The sequence below is a fragment of the Ruegeria sp. BG9 genome (assembly GCF_056538305.1).
In genome coordinates this window covers 185,636-205,114 of the sequence record NZ_JBQFSY010000008.1, presented here as the reverse complement: position 1 = coordinate 205,114, position 19,479 = coordinate 185,636, and the positions used below count along the sequence as shown (strand labels likewise).

At 61.4% G+C, this 19,479-nt stretch carries 23 protein-coding genes; 18 read left to right on the top strand and 5 right to left on the bottom strand.

The window, feature by feature from the left end; genetic code table 11:
* Nucleotide 1: 1 nt before the first annotated feature.
* The 5 genes from ACR0I8_RS15285 to ACR0I8_RS15265 all read left to right on the top strand — a co-directional run bounded on the left by ACR0I8_RS15285 (nt 2) and on the right by ACR0I8_RS15265 (nt 3,747).
* The gene (locus ACR0I8_RS15285) at nt 2-454 is read left to right on the top strand and encodes a DUF6173 family protein (protein WP_170379083.1); all 453 of its coding nucleotides are present in this window, start codon (nt 2-4) and stop codon (nt 452-454) included.
* A gap of 55 nt (nt 455-509) precedes the next feature.
* The gene (locus tag ACR0I8_RS15280; protein WP_170691567.1) at nt 510-2,348 is read left to right on the top strand and encodes a glycerophosphodiester phosphodiesterase; all 1,839 of its coding nucleotides are present in this window, start codon (nt 510-512) and stop codon (nt 2,346-2,348) included.
* Nucleotides 2,335-2,895, top strand: coding sequence for a hypothetical protein (locus ACR0I8_RS15275; RefSeq protein ID WP_170691565.1), 561 nt, complete (start codon nt 2,335-2,337; stop codon nt 2,893-2,895). The genes ACR0I8_RS15280 and ACR0I8_RS15275 overlap by 14 nt, the downstream gene beginning before the upstream one ends.
* 67 nt (nt 2,896-2,962) lie before the next feature.
* Nucleotides 2,963-3,097, top strand: a complete 135-nt coding sequence (locus ACR0I8_RS15270) for an aa3-type cytochrome c oxidase subunit IV (protein WP_170379077.1) — start codon at nt 2,963-2,965, stop codon at nt 3,095-3,097.
* Between the two features lie 17 nt (nt 3,098-3,114).
* Nucleotides 3,115-3,747, top strand: coding sequence for a hypothetical protein (locus ACR0I8_RS15265; protein ID WP_170553704.1), 633 nt, complete (start codon nt 3,115-3,117; stop codon nt 3,745-3,747).
* Here the strand turns inward: ACR0I8_RS15265 and ACR0I8_RS15260 are convergent.
* On the bottom strand, nt 3,736-4,068 hold the full coding sequence (locus tag ACR0I8_RS15260; protein WP_170553701.1) for an AzlD domain-containing protein: 333 nt from the start codon (nt 4,066-4,068) through the stop codon (nt 3,736-3,738). The genes ACR0I8_RS15265 and ACR0I8_RS15260 overlap by 12 nt on opposite strands.
* The gene (locus ACR0I8_RS15255; protein WP_170691563.1) at nt 4,065-4,781 is read right to left on the bottom strand and encodes an AzlC family ABC transporter permease; all 717 of its coding nucleotides are present in this window, start codon (nt 4,779-4,781) and stop codon (nt 4,065-4,067) included. Before ACR0I8_RS15255 ends, ACR0I8_RS15260 begins: the two co-directional genes overlap by 4 nt.
* Here ACR0I8_RS15255 and ACR0I8_RS15250 point away from each other — a divergent pair.
* Genes ACR0I8_RS15250 through ACR0I8_RS15230 form a run of 5 tightly spaced genes read left to right on the top strand, consistent with a single transcriptional unit; the run spans nt 4,780 to nt 9,511 of the window.
* Entirely contained in the window at nt 4,780-5,721 is a 942-nt protein-coding gene (locus ACR0I8_RS15250; RefSeq protein ID WP_480527333.1) for a formate dehydrogenase accessory sulfurtransferase FdhD, read from the top strand. The two genes, ACR0I8_RS15255 and ACR0I8_RS15250, sit on opposite strands and share 2 nt — an antisense overlap.
* Entirely contained in the window at nt 5,714-6,367 is a 654-nt protein-coding gene (mobA, locus tag ACR0I8_RS15245) for a molybdenum cofactor guanylyltransferase MobA (RefSeq protein ID WP_170691562.1), read from the top strand. Before ACR0I8_RS15250 ends, mobA begins: the two co-directional genes overlap by 8 nt.
* Nucleotides 6,364-6,855 (top strand): molybdopterin-guanine dinucleotide biosynthesis protein B, encoded by a 492-nt coding sequence (gene mobB, locus ACR0I8_RS15240; protein WP_170379066.1) that lies wholly within the window; start codon nt 6,364-6,366, stop codon nt 6,853-6,855. Before mobA ends, mobB begins: the two co-directional genes overlap by 4 nt.
* A 20-nt stretch (nt 6,856-6,875) precedes the next feature.
* A complete protein-coding gene (locus ACR0I8_RS15235) occupies nt 6,876-8,921 on the top strand; it encodes a molybdopterin-binding protein (protein ID WP_170691701.1) in 2,046 nt (681 codons plus the stop codon).
* Nucleotides 8,918-9,511, top strand: coding sequence for a GNAT family N-acetyltransferase (locus ACR0I8_RS15230; RefSeq protein WP_480703344.1), 594 nt, complete (start codon nt 8,918-8,920; stop codon nt 9,509-9,511). The genes ACR0I8_RS15235 and ACR0I8_RS15230 overlap by 4 nt, the downstream gene beginning before the upstream one ends.
* On the opposite strand, the gene ACR0I8_RS15225 is transcribed toward ACR0I8_RS15230, so the two are convergent.
* From ACR0I8_RS15225 to ACR0I8_RS15215, 3 genes are all read right to left on the bottom strand, one after another.
* Complete coding sequence (locus ACR0I8_RS15225) at nt 9,508-10,497, bottom strand: hypothetical protein (RefSeq protein ID WP_170691560.1); 990 nt, start codon at nt 10,495-10,497, stop codon at nt 9,508-9,510. The genes ACR0I8_RS15230 and ACR0I8_RS15225 overlap by 4 nt on opposite strands.
* A 15-nt stretch (nt 10,498-10,512) precedes the next feature.
* A complete protein-coding gene (gene greA / locus ACR0I8_RS15220) occupies nt 10,513-10,983 on the bottom strand; it encodes a transcription elongation factor GreA (protein ID WP_170379061.1) in 471 nt (156 codons plus the stop codon).
* Between the two features lie 234 nt (nt 10,984-11,217).
* Nucleotides 11,218-11,598 (bottom strand): VOC family protein, encoded by a 381-nt coding sequence (locus ACR0I8_RS15215; RefSeq protein WP_170691558.1) that lies wholly within the window; start codon nt 11,596-11,598, stop codon nt 11,218-11,220.
* Nucleotides 11,599-11,686: 88 nt separating this feature from the next.
* Here ACR0I8_RS15215 and soxR point away from each other — a divergent pair, with 88 nt between their 5' ends.
* The 8 genes from soxR (at nt 11,687) to ACR0I8_RS15175 (ending at nt 19,457) form a co-directional block, all read left to right on the top strand.
* Nucleotides 11,687-12,142, top strand: a complete 456-nt coding sequence (gene soxR / locus ACR0I8_RS15210; RefSeq protein ID WP_170691557.1) for a redox-sensitive transcriptional activator SoxR — start codon at nt 11,687-11,689, stop codon at nt 12,140-12,142.
* A 136-nt stretch (nt 12,143-12,278) separates the two neighbouring features.
* Entirely contained in the window at nt 12,279-13,925 is a 1,647-nt protein-coding gene (locus tag ACR0I8_RS15205) for an electron transfer flavoprotein-ubiquinone oxidoreductase (RefSeq protein ID WP_170691555.1), read from the top strand.
* 152 nt (nt 13,926-14,077) lie between these two features.
* Nucleotides 14,078-14,629, top strand: coding sequence for a TetR/AcrR family transcriptional regulator (locus ACR0I8_RS15200; RefSeq protein ID WP_170691553.1), 552 nt, complete (start codon nt 14,078-14,080; stop codon nt 14,627-14,629).
* A gap of 34 nt (nt 14,630-14,663) precedes the next feature.
* Nucleotides 14,664-15,779, top strand: coding sequence for a mandelate racemase/muconate lactonizing enzyme family protein (locus ACR0I8_RS15195; RefSeq protein ID WP_480703341.1), 1,116 nt, complete (start codon nt 14,664-14,666; stop codon nt 15,777-15,779).
* The gene (locus ACR0I8_RS15190) at nt 15,776-16,870 is read left to right on the top strand and encodes an alcohol dehydrogenase family protein (protein WP_170691551.1); all 1,095 of its coding nucleotides are present in this window, start codon (nt 15,776-15,778) and stop codon (nt 16,868-16,870) included. The genes ACR0I8_RS15195 and ACR0I8_RS15190 overlap by 4 nt, the downstream gene beginning before the upstream one ends.
* Complete coding sequence (locus ACR0I8_RS15185; protein ID WP_170691549.1) at nt 16,867-17,991, top strand: mandelate racemase/muconate lactonizing enzyme family protein; 1,125 nt, start codon at nt 16,867-16,869, stop codon at nt 17,989-17,991. The genes ACR0I8_RS15190 and ACR0I8_RS15185 overlap by 4 nt, the downstream gene beginning before the upstream one ends.
* Nucleotides 17,992-17,994: 3 nt before the next feature.
* A complete protein-coding gene (locus tag ACR0I8_RS15180; RefSeq protein ID WP_170691547.1) occupies nt 17,995-18,726 on the top strand; it encodes an SDR family oxidoreductase in 732 nt (243 codons plus the stop codon).
* Nucleotides 18,723-19,457, top strand: coding sequence for an SDR family oxidoreductase (locus tag ACR0I8_RS15175; RefSeq protein WP_170691545.1), 735 nt, complete (start codon nt 18,723-18,725; stop codon nt 19,455-19,457). The genes ACR0I8_RS15180 and ACR0I8_RS15175 overlap by 4 nt, the downstream gene beginning before the upstream one ends.
* Nucleotides 19,458-19,479 lie beyond the last annotated feature (22 nt).

Below are 19,479 nucleotides of genomic sequence, written 5' to 3'. Positions count from 1 at the left end.
AATGCAGGACAAGATCGAAACCTCGGCTGAGGCTGCCGAAGCGGATGCCCTGCCGCGATGCTATGAGGTTCACGCGGATTCCGAGGCCGAGTCCGGCACCCAGCCCCTGCCGGGGCAGCTGAAAAAACCGGTTGAAACCAAAAGCGCCGCGCAATGGGCGTATGAACGTCTGATCCTCTATATTCAGAACTTCGAGAAAACGCTGGATGGCGATCACGAGGTCGCAATGGGCTTTACCGGCGGTGACGCGGGTGTGATGCGTATTCAGGGGATGGGCTATTTCGACCCCGATATCATCACGTTCTTCGGCTCGGACGGAACGGGCGCGCGCACGCAGCTGGTGCAGCATGTCAGCCAGCTGAACGTGATGCTGCGCGCCTTGCCCAAATCGGTCGAGGACAAGCCCGCCAACCGCATCGGGTTCCGTCTGGCTGCGGATCTCGAAGACAGCTGACTTGCAATTCATGCCTGCACACCCTTGAATGCATGCATCATTCAAGGGTGTTTACATGTCCGTTTTCTCAACCGTTACAAATGCCTATTCTGGCGCCTGGGCAAGACGCAGGGTCTTTGTGCCCATCTATCTGGCGGTGCGGCTGCTGCTGATCGCGCTGGTCGCGCCCGGTGTCGCTTTGGCGGTCAATTTGGCGGTTTCGCTGTCCGATCAGACTGCGCTGACGGATCAGGATATCGCGGCCTTCATCCTCTCGCCCGCCGGGTTTATAGCGGCCATCGTGGTGCTAAGCCTGTTTCTATTGGCCGAGGTGTTTGTGTTCGCGGTCATGGCTGCCTCTCTGAGGATGGGAGAGGCCGATCCGTGGCGCGCGGGCAGTGCGGCGATCGGTTTGGTCCTGTCGCGCCTGCCGTCGCTTTTTGGCTTTGCGGCACGGTTCATTCTGCGGGTTTTGCTGTTGGCGCTGCCGTTTCTGGCGGTCGCCGCGTTGATCGCATGGTGGACGCTGACCGAATACGACATCAACTACTACCTGACCTTCCATCCGCCCGCCTTTTTGGTGGCTGTGGCCCTGATCGGCGCGGTGGCTTTGGCCATGGCGTGGGTGTTGATCCGCAAGCTGTCGGGCTGGGCTCTGTCACTTCATCTGGTGCTGTTTGAAAATGTCCACCCGGCGCATGTGTTCAATATCAGCACGTCCCGGATGGAGGGCAAACGCGGGCGCTTGAAATTGGCCTTGGTCGCATGGCTGGCGATGCGCCTTGTAATTGCGGCGGCGATTGCATGGGTGGCCGGGCTTTTGTTTGGACTGGTGCCGTTGCAAGGCAGCAGTAACCTAAAATTGGCGCTGACCTATAGCCTCGCGATTGCAGGGCTGTGGTCTCTGGCCGGGCTGGTTCTGGCGGCCTCTGCGCTGGGCGCATTGGCGGTTCTGCTGGACAAGTTTTTTGAACCTCAGACGGATGAGCCGCCCCACCCCGAGCCGCGCCGCATGCAGGCCTCGCTGTTCACTGCGGTCGGGCTGGCGGTAGCTGCCCTTCTGCTGGGTGGCTGGTTCGGCCACAACCTGCTGGAACGCGTACAGGCCGAAGATCATGCCGATGTTATCGGCCACCGGGGCGCTGCGGCGCTGCGGCCCGAAAACACCATGGCCTCGGTTCTTAAGGCAATCGAAGATGGCGCGGATTGGGTTGAGATCGACGTACAGGAAACAGCCGATGGTGTTGTCATCGTGGCCCATGACAGTGACTTCATGAAACTGGCCGGGGTCCCGACAAAAATCTGGGACGCCACGATGGAGGATGTTGAAACCATCGACATCGGCAGCTGGTTTGGCCCTGAATATGCCGACCAACGCACCCCAACCCTGCGTGAGGTGCTGGAGGCGACAAAAGGCAAATCCAAAGTTATTATCGAGCTGAAATATTACGGCCACGACGTTGACCTGGAAAACCGGGTCGCCGCGTTGGTCGAAGAGTTCGAAATGCAGGACGACATCGCCACCATGTCGCTCAAATATCCGGCCGTGCAAAAGATGAAGGCGCTGCGCCCGGATTGGCGCGCGGGTGTGCTGGCTGCGACGGCGGTGGGCAACCTGGCGGGGCTGGAAGGCGATTTTGTTGCTGTGAACGCGGCAACAGTGTCCCCGGGACTGATCCGCTCGGTCCACGCGGCGGGTAAGGAGATCTATGTCTGGACGGTGAACGACCCGCTGCAGATGTCGGCGATGGCCTCGATGGGGGTGGACGGGCTGATCACGGACCGCCCGGCCATGGCGCGCGAAGTTCTACGCGTCCGCGCCGAGATGGGCCCGGCCGAACGCGTGCTACTTTGGCTTGCCACAACCTTTGGCATGACCGTCGACACCGAGGCGATGCGCGATGACAGCCCGTAAACTGGCGCTGGGTCTTTTCCTAATGGCCAGCCCGGCCACAGCTCAAGACCTGATGCGCGCGGTCGAGATGCCCACGCACCGTGCCCTGATCGCACAACGCGGCGATGCCGATCTGATCCCGTTCGAAACTGACGGATGCTCGGGCGGCTTGTCGGCCAGTTGGCGCTGGGTGGCCGATACGTTCCCACAGATCGGTGAGTTGTATCAAGAACACCCGCCTTGGGAGTATTGCTGCGTGACCCATGACCGCACCTATCACGACGCTGGTGGTGCGCAGACGGCCTCCGACAGCTATGACGCGCGCCTCGCCGCCGATCAGGCTTTGCAGGCCTGTGTCGAAACTCATGGCGAGACCTACGCGCAGGCCTACGCGGAACGCTATGACATGACGCCCGAGCAGATCCGCTCGGTCCATTCGCTGACCTCGGACGCCCTCTACGGCGCGGTCCGATTCGGTGGCGGCCCCTGCAGCGGACTGCCGTGGCGCTGGGGATTTGGCTATCCGGGGTGTTTTGTGTTGGGTGACAGGGCCCCTGCGCTGGAATGACGTGGTGACAGGCCCGAAATTTTCTATTATCCAGCGGATAAACACGCGAACTGGGAATCTGAGACTCATGGCTGAACACAAGCACGGCGAAATGGACATCACCGTTCAAACCAAAACCTTTGAGGGCTTCATCAAGGCTACCGTCTGGTGCTGTGTCGCCATCGCGATACTGGCGTTCCTGCTGGCGCTTTACGCTTCCTAAATCTTTCGGGGTCGACCGTGTTCAGGATTTTGATCGCCTGCCTTTTGGCGGCAACAGTGGCTGGCTGCGCGAATTCTAAACGCCCTCAGGCAGAACAGGCTGAGATCGTATCGCGGTCCTACCGTGATCCTGGGCCGTCGACCCTGACGCTCTATACGATGATCAACACGCGCTCCGGTTCGGGGGCGCATACCTCGTTGATGATCGGTGCCAGCGAGAGGGTGATTTTTGACCCAGCAGGCTCGTTCCGGGCGGATATCGTTCCGGTGCGGGATGATGTTCTATACGGCATCACCCCAGCGGTTGAGCGCGCCTATCGCAGCTCTCACGCGCGCGAGACGCATTTTGCCCGCATCCAGACCATTCAGGTGACGCCGCAACAGGCTGAGATCGCGCTGCAATTGGCCAAGCAGACCGGGCCTGTCGCAGGGTCTTTTTGCGCCAATTCAACCGCGCGGCTGTTGCAGCAGGTACCCGGATTCGAGCAGATCGAAGTCACTTTCTTTCCGATCAAGCTTTCGGAACAGTTCGCCGAAATTCCCGGTGTCATCACTGAAGAATATCGCGAGAATGACGATGCCGATCTACAAAAAGGTCTGGCAGCCAATAACGCCGCTCTGAACCAGCTGGACGCGGCTTCAAGCCAGTAGATAAAGCAGACCGTAAAGTGTGGCCGCGCCTGAAAAGATCGCGGCCAGCACGTTTTTGGTGAACACTCCAACAGACAGCGTCACTGCCGCAGCCGCCATTCGGGCCGCATCGGGTTGGCCCTCGGTCGCGGCGGGCCACACGACCAGCGGCGCGATCAGAGCGGGCAGGATCGCCACGGCGGTGTAGCGCAGGTGGCGCAGCAGCCAGGGTGGCATCGGGCGGTCTCCGACAAAGCCGATGAACACAAAGCGCAGGGCAAAGCTGCCGATGGCCAGGCCGACAATGACGGTCCACATGGTGGTGGGGTCGATCTGCGTCATGCGCGCGCCTTTCTGCGGTCTAGTATCACCTCGGCCTGTGCACCTGCGATCATGCCTGCGGTTCCGGCGATCAGCAGGCCCAGATTGAACGGTACGCTCACGGCCAGCAACGACACGACCAAAGCTACTAGGGCCGCAATGACATGGGGCAGCGTCCGCATCATCGGCCCCAGCATGGCCAGAAAGGTAATTGGCAAGGCAAAATCCAAAGCCCAGCTTTCGGGAATCCGGGTGCCCAAAACCGCGCCCAGATAGGTCGCCAAAATCCAACAGGGTGTGATCGGCGTGACCGAACCGACGAAGTAAGCCATGCGCTGCGGCACGGTCATCTTTGGCTCTTTCTCGAACTGCACGATCGAACAGGCATAAGATTGGTCAACCGTCAGATAGGCGGCGCAGGCCCGCTGCCACATTGGGGCAGCCCCCAGAAAGGGCGTCAGTGAGGCTGAATACATCGCCACTCTCAAATTCACCGCAAGGGCCGAGGCCAGTACAATGGCTGTCGGCGCGTTCTCCTGCAGCAATTGCAGGGCGGTGAATTGCGCTGCTCCGGCGAAAACCGTGGCCGAGAATGCGACGACCTGAACGATATCCAGCCCGGCCTCGGCGGCGAAAACCCCGAACAGGGTGCCAAATGGAATCGCGACAAAAATGAAGGGTGTCCCGTCGCGAAACCCTTTCCAGAAGTATGACTTGGATGTGGCGTCTGCCATGGCTAAATCCTATGGTATTCGCAGCAGCAGTAGCGGTCTTGGGAAGGGGTTGCAATTGGTGACAGAACTGGATGTCTCGGACTATATCATCGCCCCCGATCCCGGCGCGGCCCGTTTGACGCGCGCCGTCGTAGGTGTGGACCAGAATGGTGAAGTCAGCCAGATTTCGGTGGTCGAGGAGCGCCCGCTGACGATCTTCCTCAATTCCCAGGAAATCGTGACCGCGATGACCATTGGCGACTATCCCGAGTATCTGGCGCTGGGCTTCCTGCGCAATCAGGGGATGTTGCTGGCTGATGATGAAATCACACGGGTTGACTATGACGATGACCTCGAAACCGTAGTTGTGCGGACAGCGCGCGAAACCTCCTATGAGGACAAGCTGAAGAAAAAGACCCGCACCAGCGGCTGTGCCGTGGGCACGGTCTTTGGCGACATGATGGAGGGGTTGGAAGACGTGCGCCTGCCGCAAGTGTCGGTCCGGACCTCGTGGCTCTACGATCTGGCCGCCAAGATCAATCGTACGCCTTCTTTGTACCTTGAGGCCGGCGCGATTCACGGCACGGTTCTCTGCCATGAAAACCGGCCGCTTGTGTATATGGAGGATGTGGGTCGCCACAACGCCGTCGACAAAATCGCCGGCTGGATGCTGTCCGAGAACGAGACGGCGGAGGACAAGATCCTCTACACCACCGGGCGTTTGACCTCTGAAATGGTGATCAAAACGGCGATGATGGGCATTCCGGTTCTGGCGTCCCGGTCCGGTTTCACCGCCTGGGGCGTCGAGATCGCCCGCGAGGTCGGCCTGACCCTGATCGGCCGCATGCGCGGGCAGCGCTTTGTGTGCCTGTCCGGTGAGGATCGCCTGCTGCGCGACGTGGACCCGGCAAGCGTGGCCGCCGAGGACAAGAAACATCGCCGGAAAAGTGCCAATGGCTGATGGTATAACCAAACCCCTCGGAGTGATACTCGCAGGTGGCCTTGCGACCCGGATGGGAGGCGGCGACAAAGGGCTTTTGCAGATCGGCGGGCAAAGCTTGTTGTCTCATGTAATCGACCGGCTCGACCCGCAGGTGGATGGCCTCGCGTTGAACGCAAACGGAGACGCAGCGCGATTTGCGGAATGGAATCTGCCCGTTCTGCCAGACTCGATTGAAGGGTTTGCAGGCCCTTTGGCTGGGGTTTTGGCCGGGCTGGATTGGGCAGCAGAACTGGGGGCTGACAGTATCGTCACCGCCGCCGCAGACACGCCGTTCTTCCCGCGTGATTTGGTTGCGCGGCTGACCGAGGCTGCTCAAGGTCAAACGCACCCTTTGGTCCTTGCCACGACGCCCCGCACCGGGGACGAGGCTTTGAAGTCAGGCGGCAAGCGGGTCAACCGACACCCGACATTTGGCCTCTGGCCCGTGGCGCTGCGAGATGATCTACGTACCGCTTTGAACGACGGGCTGCGTAAGGTCGTACTGTGGACCGACAAGCATGACGGGCGCGAGGCGCTGTTTCCCGCAGACCCGTTCGATCCGTTCTTCAATGTAAACACACCGGACGACCTCGCGCGCGCCGAAAAACTGTTGGAGCAGGCATGAGGATCTACGGCGTCACCGGCTGGAAGAACGCAGGCAAAACCGGGTTGATGGAACGACTGGTGGCCGAGATCACTGGACGCGGTTTCACCGTCTCGACTGTCAAACATGCGCATCATTCCTTTGACGTCGATCAGCCGGGTCGCGACAGCCATCGCCACAGAATGGCAGGCGCCAGCGAGGTTCTTCTGGCCTCGGGGCAGCGCGTCGCCCTGATGCAGGAGCTGCGCGGCGCGGATGAGCCTAAGCTGGTCTCTCTGCTCGCTCGCCTCTCGCCGGTCGATCTGGTGTTGATCGAGGGCTACAAACGCGAACGCCACCCCAAGGTCGAAGCCTTCCGCGCCGAGCCGGGCAATGACCTGATCGCCCCGTCGGATGACACGATCCGCGCTGTGGCCAGTGATACTCCTATGGAGTTGGGCCGACCCGTGTTCGATCTGAACGACACGGCGGCCATTGCGGATTTCATCCTCTCCGAGGTTGGTTTGTGAGCCTTTTCGACAGCTTTGCGATGGTCGATTGGTCCGGTGGCAACGACACTGGACCGCGCCCTCGCAAAGATGCCATCTGGGCCTGCGTGGTGCGCGACGGCGCAGTGCAGGCGTTGGACTATCTGCGCAATCGGGTGGTTGCCGAGGATTGGCTGCGCGACCTGATCGACACTGAACTGTCTGCAGGACGTCGCCTGATGCTGGGGTTTGATTTCCCCTTCGGCTATCCCGCAGGCTTTGCCACGGCGATCACCGGGACACATGATCCGCTTGCTCTGTGGGATTGGTTCGAAGACCAGATCGAGGACTCTCTGACCGCCAACAACCGCTTTGACCTCGCCGGTCGGATCAATATGAGCTTCGGCGGCAAAGGCCCGTTCTGGATGAATGGCCTGCGGCGCGATATTGCCGGGTTGCCGCGCACGAAACAGGACTATCGCAACCCGTTTCCGGATCGACGCGCGGTGGAGCATTTGGCGAAGGGCAGTTTTACCTGCTGGCAAATGGCAGGCGCAGGCGCCGTCGGCGGACAGGTGATGATGGGTCTGCCCGTGTTGAACCGGCTCCGCCACAATTTCGCGGGCAAGATCGCCATTTGGCCCTTTCAGCCACTGGATAAACCGGTGGCGTTTGTCGAGATCTGGCCCTCGCTCAACCTTGGTGCAGCGCCCCCGGATCGGATCAAGGATGCGTGGCAGGTCGAACAGGTTGCCTTGACTCTGTCGCGGATGACGGATCAGGAATTGGACAGACAGTTGAACGTTTCAACCTCAGAGGAGGGGTGGATCTTGGGTGTAGCGCAGGACAAACCGAACATATCGCCTCCGCCATTGCGAAACGATTGTTTTGCCTTGCCCGCCGGGGTGAACTGGACGCCCGTAGATGATGCGCTCGCGTTGCTGCGGGATCGGTTGCGCCCTGTCACGGGGGCCGAGGTTCTGCCGCTTGCGCAATCGATGGGCCGCGTTCTGGCCGAGGACGTGGTGGCGCAGCGTTCGAACCCGCCGCAGCCGAACACGGCGGTGGATGGTTATGGGTTCGCTGGCCCCGCGGCTGAGGGCGCGCAGGTGATGCCTCTGACCGAGGGGCGCGCCGCGGCGGGTATTCCGTTCGGCGACTCGGTGCCTGCAGGCCATGCGTTGCGCATCCTGACCGGCGCGGCCCTGCCAGAAGGCGTGGACACGGTCATCCTGGAAGAGGACGTGACGGTTCAGGACGGTCACATTGCCTTTCACGGCCCTCTGAAAATGGGCGCAAACACGCGCCGCGCGGGTGAGGATATTGCAGCGGGCGAGGTGGCTCTTACAGCCGGTCGCAAGCTGACACCGGCCGACATGGCGCTTTTGTCCGCGGTCGGTATTTCCGAGGTGGCCGTGCGCAAACCTCTGCGCGTGGCCGTTCTGTCCACCGGGGATGAGCTTGTAGAGCCGGGAGAGACTGCTGGCATCGGGCAAATATTTGACGCGAACCGGCCAATGCTGTTGTCTTTGATCGACCGCATGGGTTTTGTGCCGGTCGATCTGGGACGTGTCGCCGACGACCGCGAAACCTTGCGGGCGAAGTTGGATGAGGCCGCAACGCAAGCTGATGTGATCCTGACCAGCGGCGGCGCTTCGGCGGGGGATGAGGACCATGTCTCAGCCCTGCTGCGCGAGGCAGGGGCGATGCAGGAATGGCGGATTGCCCTCAAACCCGGTCGCCCTCTGGCTCTGGGCATGTGGTCGGGTACACCGGTCTTTGGGCTACCCGGCAACCCGGTGGCCGCCAAGGTTTGCACGTTGATCTTCGCCCGCCCGGCCCTTTGCCAGATGTCGGGGCAGGGATGGGCAGAGCCACAGGGTTTCGAAGTGCCCGCCGCTTTTGAGAAACGCAAGAAACCCGGTCGCCGCGAATATCTGCGCGCGCGTATTCGCGAGGGGCGGGTCGAGGTTTTCCACTCGGAAGGCTCTGGCAGGATCAGCGGGCTAAGCTGGGCTGAGGGGCTGGTTGAGATCGAAGACGGCGCGCGCCACATTCAGCCCGGCGACCCGGTACGCTTTATCCCTTACGGCAGTTTTGGACTGTGACGGTCACGGTTTCCAAAGGCTTTAAAGAGGCTGAAAGACCCCAAGCTGCAGCCCTGTTCTGGCAGGCCTTTGCGGCCAAGCTGCACAAGGTGATGGGGCCGGATGAAAAAGGTTTGGCCTTCTTTGAAACGGCCCTCGACCCGGAATTCGCGCTGGTTGCGCGTGACGCTGAAGGCCGGATGCTGGGCCTTGCGGGGTTCAAGACCAACAAAGGCGGCTTGGCGGGTGGCAGCCTGTCGGACCTTGCCCGCGTCTATGGCTGGTTCGGATCGATCTGGCGCGGCGTGGTTCTGAGCGTGTTGGAGCGCGATCTGCAGCCCGGTGTGTTCCAGATGGACGGCATCTTTGTCGCGGCTGAGGCCCGCGGGAGGGGCATTGGCACAACGCTGCTCTGTGCCATCAAGGCCGAGGCGCAGCGCCGTGGTATGGCCAAGGTGCAGTTGGATGTGATCGACACCAACCCACGCGCGCAGGCCCTGTATGAACGCGAAGGGTTCAAACCTGTAAGTATTGAGAAAACCGGCCCGTTTCGGCACCTGTTCGGCTTCAGCCGCGCCACCAAGATGAGCTGGCCTGTACCCACCACCTAGTCGAAGGTTCCGGCCACACGCCCCAACAGCATGAAGGCCCGCGCGGTTCTTGTATCACCAAGGGCGGTCAGCTCCGCGTCACTGGCATTGGCCTCGAATTCGACGATCATGTTGTCAAAGCGGCGCAGGAAATGGTGCGCCGCATCCCGGAAAATCGGGTCCTGTTTCATCCGCGCCGCCGTCAGCGCCAGGGACGAGCGATCCCGAATTCCACCCAAAGCCGCGACCGAGCGTCCACGTGCGCCCTGCGCAAACTGACGCCAGACCTCGGGGCGTGCCATATCGGGTCGGAGGTCATCCATATAGATGCCCTCCTGGCTGAGCAGGGTCAGAACATCCTGCGAGGCCTGCACCAGTTTGGAGGCTTTTCGATCCTTCAACGCCATCCGAAGCGCGGTGAACCCTTCGGTGTCTTTCTCGGTCTCGGGAAAGTTCAGCGCGCGGATGAAGGTATCGGTGGTCAGCGGCGGTGTAATCTCTTCGGCGGTAGTGCCGAGCGCCAGAGAGGTCTGCCCGCCCGGCGCAGGTGGGTCGACCTGCAAGGGTTCACGCCGCTTGCTGGAGAAGGTGGCCAAGGCGTCCTCGGCCTTTTTCGTCACAGCGGCGATTTCGTCCAGCTTCTTGGACACCGTCGGCTCATACGAGCTGGCGGCGCGCTGTTGCTGGACGACATAGGCCTGACGGATTGCATCAATCGCGGTTTGCAACCGTGCGCTTTCCTCGCGCATGACGCGGCTGGCACGCATCGCCGTTGCGGCAACCCAGATCATGGCTACCGGCAGGAAAACCGCCAACAGGGTCACAATGAACCCGCCGCCTTGTGTCTGGTCGGGCAGCACAAGGAACAGGACCGAGACAACCAGCCAGATGACACTCAGCACCCCGGCCGCAATCTCGATCGAGGTCACGGACGGGCGCTGAGGGCGATCATAGATGCCCAGCGAGGTCGGTCGTTCGCTTTCTTGGTCAGGTTGTGGCCCCGACATGACAGACCCTCCGGGTCAGGCGAATTCGATGTTGAGAACTTCGTAAGAGCGGACACCGCCGGGGGTGCGCACCTCGACACTGTCGCCTTCGTCCTTGCCGATCAGGGCGCGGGCCATGGGCGATTTGATGTTCAGCAGGCCTTTTTCGATATTGGCCTCATATTCACCCACGATCTGCCAGGTCTTCTCCTCATCGGTGTCTTCATCGACCAGCGTGACCTTGGCGCCGAACTTGATCGCACCCGACAGTTTGGCCGGATCAATTACATCGGCCAGCGACAGGATGCCCTCAAGCTCTTTGATGCGGCCTTCGATGAAGCCCTGCTTTTCACGGGCCGAGTGGTATTCGGCGTTTTCCTTCAAATCACCCAGTTCGCGGGCCGAAGCGATAGCTTCGATGATCGCCGGGCGCTCGACGGATTTGAGGTTTTTCAGCTCCGCCTCGAGCGCGGCATTGCCCGCAGGCGTCATTGGAATCTTTTCCATAATCTTGTTGTCCACGCATAAATTGAGCCGCCCCGCCGCGGGGAAAGCGTCGGGGCGAATGATGGGTCGTTCAGTACCTGACCCAAATGGAGCGTGAAATGCAAGAGGCCAAGAGGGCGTCACACGTCGATTTGCGACTTAACGCCGTTCCGCTGAGGCGGTTCGCGCCTGTGGCGGTGGTCCGGGGGCTTGTTCCTGCGCCACCGCTGTGACGGGGTGCAGAGCCACAACATCTCAATCATATTGCACCACCTCGAACTCGATCCCGTTGTCATCGTCGAAATAGAACCGCTTGCCCGGCTCATAATCGGCGTGTTTATGCGGTGTAAAACCTGCCGCGCGCACCTTGGCCTCGGTCGCGTCGATATCCTCGACCAGAACGCCCACGTGGTTCAGGCCGCCGACCACGTCATAGCTGCTTTCGTTTGATGGCTCGGGGTGTTCGGGGCGGTAGAGGGCAAGATAGGTGTGTTTGGTGCCGACATGCACCGTATAGCCGCCCGCCATCGCGGCGCCTTCCCAGCGGATATCCCATCCAAACACTTTGTGCATCCACGCGGCCGAGGCTTTGGGATCGTTGACGGTGAAGTTGGTGTGTTCAAGCGTGGCCATCATGGCAGGTCCTTTCCTTTTTCAGGCTTGTCACGACTCAGCGTAATTTCTAAACCTAACTTTAGGTCAAGGTATTTCTTGCGAGGGTGAAATGGCAGTTTCCGAAGGTCTGGCAATTGGCGCTTTGGCACGGCGTACCGGGTTGGCGGTGTCGGCGATCCGGTACTATGAGGCGCAGGGGTTGATCTCGCCCTGGCGCAACGCAGGCGGGCAGCGGCGGTATCAGCGGGCCGATATCAGGCGGTTGAGCTTTGTGATGATCGCCCAGCAATTCGGCCTGACCCTGCCCGAGATCCGTGAGGTTCTATCGGGCCTGCCGGGCAACCGAACCCCTACGCCGCAGGACTGGAAAGACATCAGTGTCACGCTGCGCGCCCATCTGGATCAGCGAATCAATACCCTGACGCGATTGCGCGACAATCTGGACGGCTGCATCGGCTGCGGGTGCCTCAGCCTGCCGAAATGCGCCCTTTACAACCCCGATGACCGCGCCAAATCACATGGTAGCGGTCCCAGATACCTTATGGGCGACTCGCCAAAGGCGTGAAGTGTCGAATAGCGGCATTGTTACGCCGTGTTTCGATTGACCTGAGTCTTTCTCACCATGTAATCAGCCGAGAAACAAAATTGCGCCGACCGCATGAGAAAAGCGCCAATTCGGAAAGTTAGCTAAGGAGCCCGCGATGGCCGAGATTGAACGCGAAGCGATGGAATACGATGTGGTGATCGTGGGCGCAGGCCCCGCGGGCCTGTCGGCGGCCATCCGTCTGAAACAGCTGGATGCCGACCTGAATGTTGTGGTTCTGGAAAAGGGCTCGGAAGTGGGCGCGCATATCCTGTCGGGCGCTGTGCTTGATCCTTGCGGGCTGGACGCTCTGATCCCGGATTGGAAAGAAAAAGGCGCGCCGCTGAACACGCCGGTGAACGAAGATAACTTCTACATGCTGGGTGAGGCCGGAAAGATCCGCATCCCCAACGCGCCGATGCCGCCGCTGATGAACAACCACGGCAACTACATCGTCTCGATGGGCAATGTTTGCCGCTGGATGGCCGAGCAAGCCGAAGAGCTGGGCGTTGAAATCTTCCCCGGCATGGCCTGTTCCGAGCTGGTCTACGGCGAAAACGGCGAAGTCAAAGGCGTGGTCGCCGGTGTCTTTGGTCTGGAGGCAGACGGCTCCTACGGTCCCGGCACCGAACCGGGCATGGAACTGCACGGCAAGTACGTGTTCTTGTCGGAAGGTGTCCGTGGGTCGCTGTCTAAGGAAGTCATCGCCAAATACGACCTGTCTGCCGGCAAAGAGCCGCAGAAATACGGCGTTGGCATGAAAGAGATTTGGGAGATCGACCCGGCCAAGCACAAGGAAGGCTCAGTCACGCACACGATGGGCTGGCCTCTGGGCAGCAACGCGGGTGGCGGTTCCTTCATCTATCACCTGGAAAACAACCAGGTCTATGTCGGCTTCGTGGTTCACCTGAACTACAAGAACCCGCACCTGTATCCCTACATGGAATTCCAACGCTTCAAGCACCACCCGATGGTGGCCGAGCTGCTGAAAGGCGGCAAGCGCGTGGCTTATGGCGCCCGCGCAATCACCGAGGGCGGCTATCAGTCGATGCCGAAGCTGGTCGCTCCGGGCGTGGCGCTGTTGGGCTGTTCGGCGGGTATGGTCAACGTGCCGCGCATCAAGGGCAACCACAACGCGATGCTGTCGGGCAAAGCCGCAGCCGAGGCCGCCTTTGACGCCATCAAGGCGGACCGTTCGGGTGATGAGCTGACGGCCTATGAAACCGACGTGCGCGAAGGGGCCATTGGTCAGGACCTCAAGAAAGTGCGCAACGTCAAGCCGATGTGGTCGAAATGGGGCCTCATGCCCTCGCTGGCGCTGGGTGGTCTGGACATGTGGACCAACACGTTCGGCTTCTCGCTTTTCGGCACGCTGGGTCACGGCAAGAATGACGCCGAGTCGACCGAAGAGGCCAGCAAGCACAAGCCGATCGACTATCCCAAGCCCGATGGCACGCTGTCCTTTGACCGTCTGACCAACGTCTCCTTCGCGATGACCAACCACGAGGAAAGCCAGCCCTGCCACCTGAAGCTGGGCGACCCGTCGATCCCGGTTGGTGTCAACCTGCCCAAATTCGCCGAGCCCGCGCAACGCTATTGCCCGGCTGGCGTCTATGAAATGGTCGAGGATGACGACGGTCCGCGGTTCGTGATCAACTTCCAGAACTGCGTCCACTGCAAGACCTGCGATATCAAGGACCCGAGCCAGAACATCACTTGGACCACGCCGCAGGGTGGCGACGGCCCGAACTATCCAAACATGTAACTGAAAACTCCGGCACTGGCGGCGCGACCCTGCCGCCATCCCGCCCTTGTTTCATGCCACCGGTCCCGCCGGTGGCATTTTTTGTCGTTGGCAAGAAAGTCCGTGTCGCAAACGGTGATGTGTGGGTAGAGTGATCGCTCTACCATCGTGTCATGACCGAGACACAGCAGAAAATCGCGGAGAATCTTGATCGGCAGTTTTCAGAGATGGGATTTGCCACCCAAGGTGTTGAAGCCTTGCGAGAGGGCGCGAATGTTTCCCTGCGCACGCTCTACAAGTATTTTCCCAGCCGCGAAGCGATGGTCATAGGTGCGTTGGATTATCGCGATGCTGCCTATTCCGATTGGATCGGCACGGATCAACTCAGGGGCGCGGATCACGTGTTGCACGTTCTGACCCGCCTGGCGGACTGGCTGCGCGAGGTTTCAAACACCGGATGCCTGTTCCGCAATGCGCTGGCGGCCTACCCCGAAAGTGATGCGATCCGCGATGCCGTCACGACGCACAAACAGCATGTCCGCGACATGTTCCGTACGCGGCTGATCCACGTGGCCCCCGATTGCGATGTCGAGGCTTTGGCCGAGGCTCTTTTCATCCTGCACGAAGGCCTGACCGAGAGCGCGCGTTTAATGGGGGCTGAGGTCGCAACCGCGGCCACAATGCGTTGCGCCCGCGCGTTGCTGGCCGCTGCCGATATTCACTAGTCCGGGCATCCGGCACACGACAGAAGAGACGGATATGAAGATCAAGGAAATCCACATCTACGCCCATGATCTGCCGGTCAAAAACGGCCCTTACACCATGGCAAACGTCGAGGTCTGGACGCTTGACACCACGCTGGTCAAGCTGGTGGCCGAGGATGGCACGACCGGCTGGGGAGAGACCTGCCCGGTCGGCCCAACCTATGCTGAAGCGCATGCAGAGGGCGCGCGGGCTGCGTTGAAAGCAATGGCCGAGGGCCTGATCGGCGCGGATCTGTGGCCTGTGGCCCTGCACCACCGGATGAACGGGCTGCTCAATGGGCACAACTATGCCAAGGCGGCCATCGACATCGCGGCCCATGACCTGATTGGCAAGAAACTGGGCGTCAATGTCGCCGACCTGCTGGGCGGCGCGCAGACCGATCGCGTGCCCTCTTACTACGCGACGGGTGTGGGCGCGCCGGACGATATCGCGCGCCTTGCCAAAGAGAAGCTGACCGAGGGCTATCCTCGCCTGCAAATCAAAGTGGGTGGCCGTCCGGTCGAGATTGATATCGAAACCATCCGCAAAGTCTGGGAGGTTGTCGGCGGAACAGGCATGCGCCTTGCGGTCGATGGCAATCGCGGGTGGACCACGCGCGATGCGCTGCGCGTCAGCCGCGAATGCCCGCATGTGCCCTTCATCATGGAACAGCCCTGCAACACCTATCAGGACTTGGAAAAGATCCGCCCTCAGGTGACCCATGGCATCTACATGGATGAAAACAGCGTCGACCTGAACACCGTGATCTCGGCTGCCGGGACCGGGCTGGTGGACGGGTTTGGCATGAAAGTCACCCGCATCGGCGGCCTGCAGAACATGCGCACCTTCCGCGACATCTGCGAAGCGCGCAATCTACCGCATACCTGCGATGATAGCTGGGGCGGGGACATCATCGCCGCCGCCTGCACGCAGATTGCATCCACCGTGCGTCCGACGCTGATGGAGCGCATGGTTCGCCGCCCCCTATATCGAAGGCAACTACGATCCCGAAAACGGCATCACTATCCAAGGCGGTCACATCCAACGCCCGACCGGGCTGGGTCTGGGCGTCACCCCCGACGAAACGCTGTTCGGCGCGCCTGTCGCCTCATATTAAGGAGAACACAATGATCCCCGAGACCATGCATGCGGTCCAACTGACCGGCCATGGCGGTATTGAGATGCTGGACTACCGCTCGGACGTGCCGGTCCCGACGCCGGGGCGCGGAGAGGTGCTGATCCGGGTCGCTGCCGCGGGTGTGAACAACACCGACATCAACACGCGGATCGGCTGGTACTCTAAGGCTGTCACCGAGGACACCAATACCGGCGGTGCCTCGGGTTTTGAGACCGTGGACGATGACGACGCCAGTTGGTCGGGCACGCCCTTGACCTTCCCGCGCATTCAGGGCGCGGATGTCTGTGGCCATGTTGCTGCCGTAGGCGATGGGGTCGACCCGGCGCGCATTGGCGAGCGTGTGATCGTGCGCAACATGCTGCGGACTTATGTCGACTACCGCCCCTATGAATGCTGGACCATCGGCAGCGAATGTGATGGGGGGTTTGCCCAGTTCTGCGTCGCACCTTCGCAGGAAACCCATGCCGTGAATTGCGACTGGGAGGATGTGGAACTGGCCGCCATCCCCTGCGCCTATTCCACGGCTGAGGGCATGCTGCACCGCGCCAGCGTTGGAGCCGACACTGTTCTGGTTGCCGGCGCCTCGGGCGGTGTTGGTTCGGCTGCGGTGCAACTGGCGAAACGGCGCGGCGCGTATGTGATCGCTCTGTGCTCGCCCACGAAGGCCGAGGCCGTTCTAGCTTTGGGTGCAGACCGCGTGCTGGACCGCAACGCCGATCTGGTGGCTGAACTGGGTGAAGGCTCGATCGACGTGGTGGTCGATCTGGTGGCCGGACCGCAATGGCCAAGCCTGCTGGACGTGCTGCGCCGGGGCGGGCGCTATGCGACCGCCGGGGCCATTGCCGGACCGATCTGTGAAATCGACGTGCGGACGCTCTACCTGAAAGACCTCACCCTGTTTGGTTGCACCTTTCAGGAGGACATCGTGTTCGAAAACCTCGTGAAATACATCGAGGCCGGAGATATCCGCCCCGTTGTCGCCAACACTTACCCGCTCAGCGAGATTGCGACAGCGCAGGAAGAGTTTTTGACCAAAACGCATACCGGGCAGCTGGTGCTGATCCCGCCGCAGGTGGCCTCGTGAAAATCCGCAAGATCGAGCTCTATGAACTGCATCTGCCCTATGCAGGCGGCTCTTATGAGTTGTCGGGCGGGCGAATTTACACCGGATTTGACAGTGTCATCGTCTGTATCACCGCCGATGACGGGTCCGAGGGGTGGGGCGAATCCACGCCCTTCGGCCCGAACTACATCGCCGCCCATGCACGGGGCGCGCGCGCCGGGGTTGAGGAAATCGCCCCCTATCTGATTGGCCGAGACCCGCGCGATATGGACCGGATCAATGACGCCATGGATGAGGCTCTGCTGGGCCACAACCACGCGAAATCGGCGCTTGATCTGGCCTGTTGGGATCTGTTCGGCAAATCGGTTGGCCTGCCGGTCTATAAACTGCTGGGCGGTGCGACAGGCAATCGTCTGCCCGCAATCAGCTCGATCTACGCGGGCACGCCCGAGGATATGCGCGCCCGCGTCGCGGAACACCGCGCGATGGGCTATATGGGTCATTCGGTCAAAGTCGGTGCGATGGATTCCGAAGGCGGCCCGGCGCTGGATGCCGAACGTATCGCGGCCTCATTGGCAGATCGGCAACCGGGCGAATACTTCATCGTTGACGCCAATGGCGGCCTGATCCCGGAAACCGCGCTGCGGATGCTCCGTGCCCTGCCGAACGGGCTGGATTTCGTGCTGGAGGCCCCCTGCGCCACATGGCGCGAAACGCTTTCCCTGCGCCAGCGCTGTGACGTGCCGATCATTCTGGACGAGTTGGCGCAAGAAGATGGCGACATCGCCAAGCTGGTGGCGCTGGATGTGGCCGATGGCATCGGGCTGAAAATCTCGAAAGCCGGGGGGCTGACCCATGCCCGCCGTCACCGCGACATCTGCCGCGCTGCAGGGTTGACGATCAGTGTGCAGGACACGGTGGGGTCAACCCTGTCTGCCGCGTCGATCTTCCATATGGGTGCGACTGTGCCCGAACGGCTGCTTCGTTGCGTTCTGGACCCGCGCGACATGGTGACGATCCAGACCGGTGCGTTCGACGCCCCAATCGAAAACGGTGGTGTTCTGCCGCCCGATGCGCCGGGTCTCGGCGTGACAATGAACCGGGACCTGCTGGGGCAGGCCGTTGCAATCTGGGAAGACTGAAACATGTTTCAGGACAAAAACGCCCTCGTCACCGGCGCGGCCGGAGGGATCGGGCAAGCCATCGTCAACCAGCTGCGCGCGCAGGGCGCTCGGGTCGCGGTTGCGGATCGTTCGACCGATGGGATCGAGGCCGAGGCCCATCTGCCCGGCGATCTGCTGGACCCGGCTTATTGCGACCAATTGGCCTCTGCCGCGCATCAGGCTTTGGGCGGCCTCGATATCGTCATCAACAATGCCGGTGTCATCACACGCGGCCCGGTGACCGAGACCTCGGACGCCGACTGGAGTTTGTCCATGGGCGTGAATGTCGAGGCTCCGTTCCGGATCTGCCGCGCTGCCATTCCACTGATGGCCGAGTCGGGCGGCGGGGCCATCGTCAACACGGCGTCCTGCTGGGGCGGCAAGGCGCCGGGGCCAAACCATGCGCTCTATTGCATGACCAAGGCGGCGATCGCCTCGCTGACCGAATGCATGGGGATGGATCACGCACATCAGGGCATCCGCATCAACGCCGTTTGCCCGAATGAGGTTAACACGCCGATGCTGCGCTCGGGCTTTGCCAAGCGCGGGTTTGATCCTGACGAGGCCGTGACTGAACTGGGTAAGACCGTGCCTCTTGGGCGGATCGCCGAGCCTGAGGATATTGCTGATGTGGTCCTGTTCCTCGCCTCGGACGCGGCGCGCTACATGTGTGGCACGCTGGTTGAGGTCAATGGCGGGAAGCCGGTCGCATGAGGCGGTTTGAGGGCAAGGTTGCGCTGGTCACCGGCGGCCGCTCCGGGATAGGACAGGCCATCGCGGCACGGCTGACGGAGGAGGGCGCGCGCGTCTTCACCGCTCAGCGTGGTGGCGATAATCACTTCGAAGGAATCGCGGCCGATTTCACCGACCCCTCTGCGCCTGCACAGGTGATAGCCGAGGTCGTCGCCCGCGCCGGGCAGTTGGACGTTCTGGTCAACAATGCCGGGATGATGCAGGAGGCCCGCGTTGAAGAGATGACGTTGGATGACTGGCAGAAAAACCTGACCGTCAACCTGACCGCACCGTTCCTGATGATTCAGGCCGCTTTGCCCCATCTGCGCAAAACCAAGGGCCGCATTGTCAATACCGGCTCGATCGAGGGGTTGGGCAGCAACCCCGGCCACGCGGCCTATTGCGCGTCCAAAGCCGGGCTGCACGGGCTGACCCGCGCCGTGGCGGTGGATCACGGGGCCGAGGGTATCCGCTGCAACGCTATCGCTCCGGGTTGGATCGACACCGAGTTGAACCTCGACTTTATCGACTCGATGCCCGACCCGGATGCGTTTCGCCGGGATATCGGCCAGATTCACCCGGTCGCGCGCACCGGTAGGCCCGAAGAAGTGGCCGCATTGGCGGCATTTCTGGCCGCCGAGGAAAGCGGCTTTATCACAGGGCAGGTCTATACGGTCGATGGCGGGCGGATGGCCAAGTTGAGCTTACCCTGACCCCCGTGCCATCGGTTCGAGA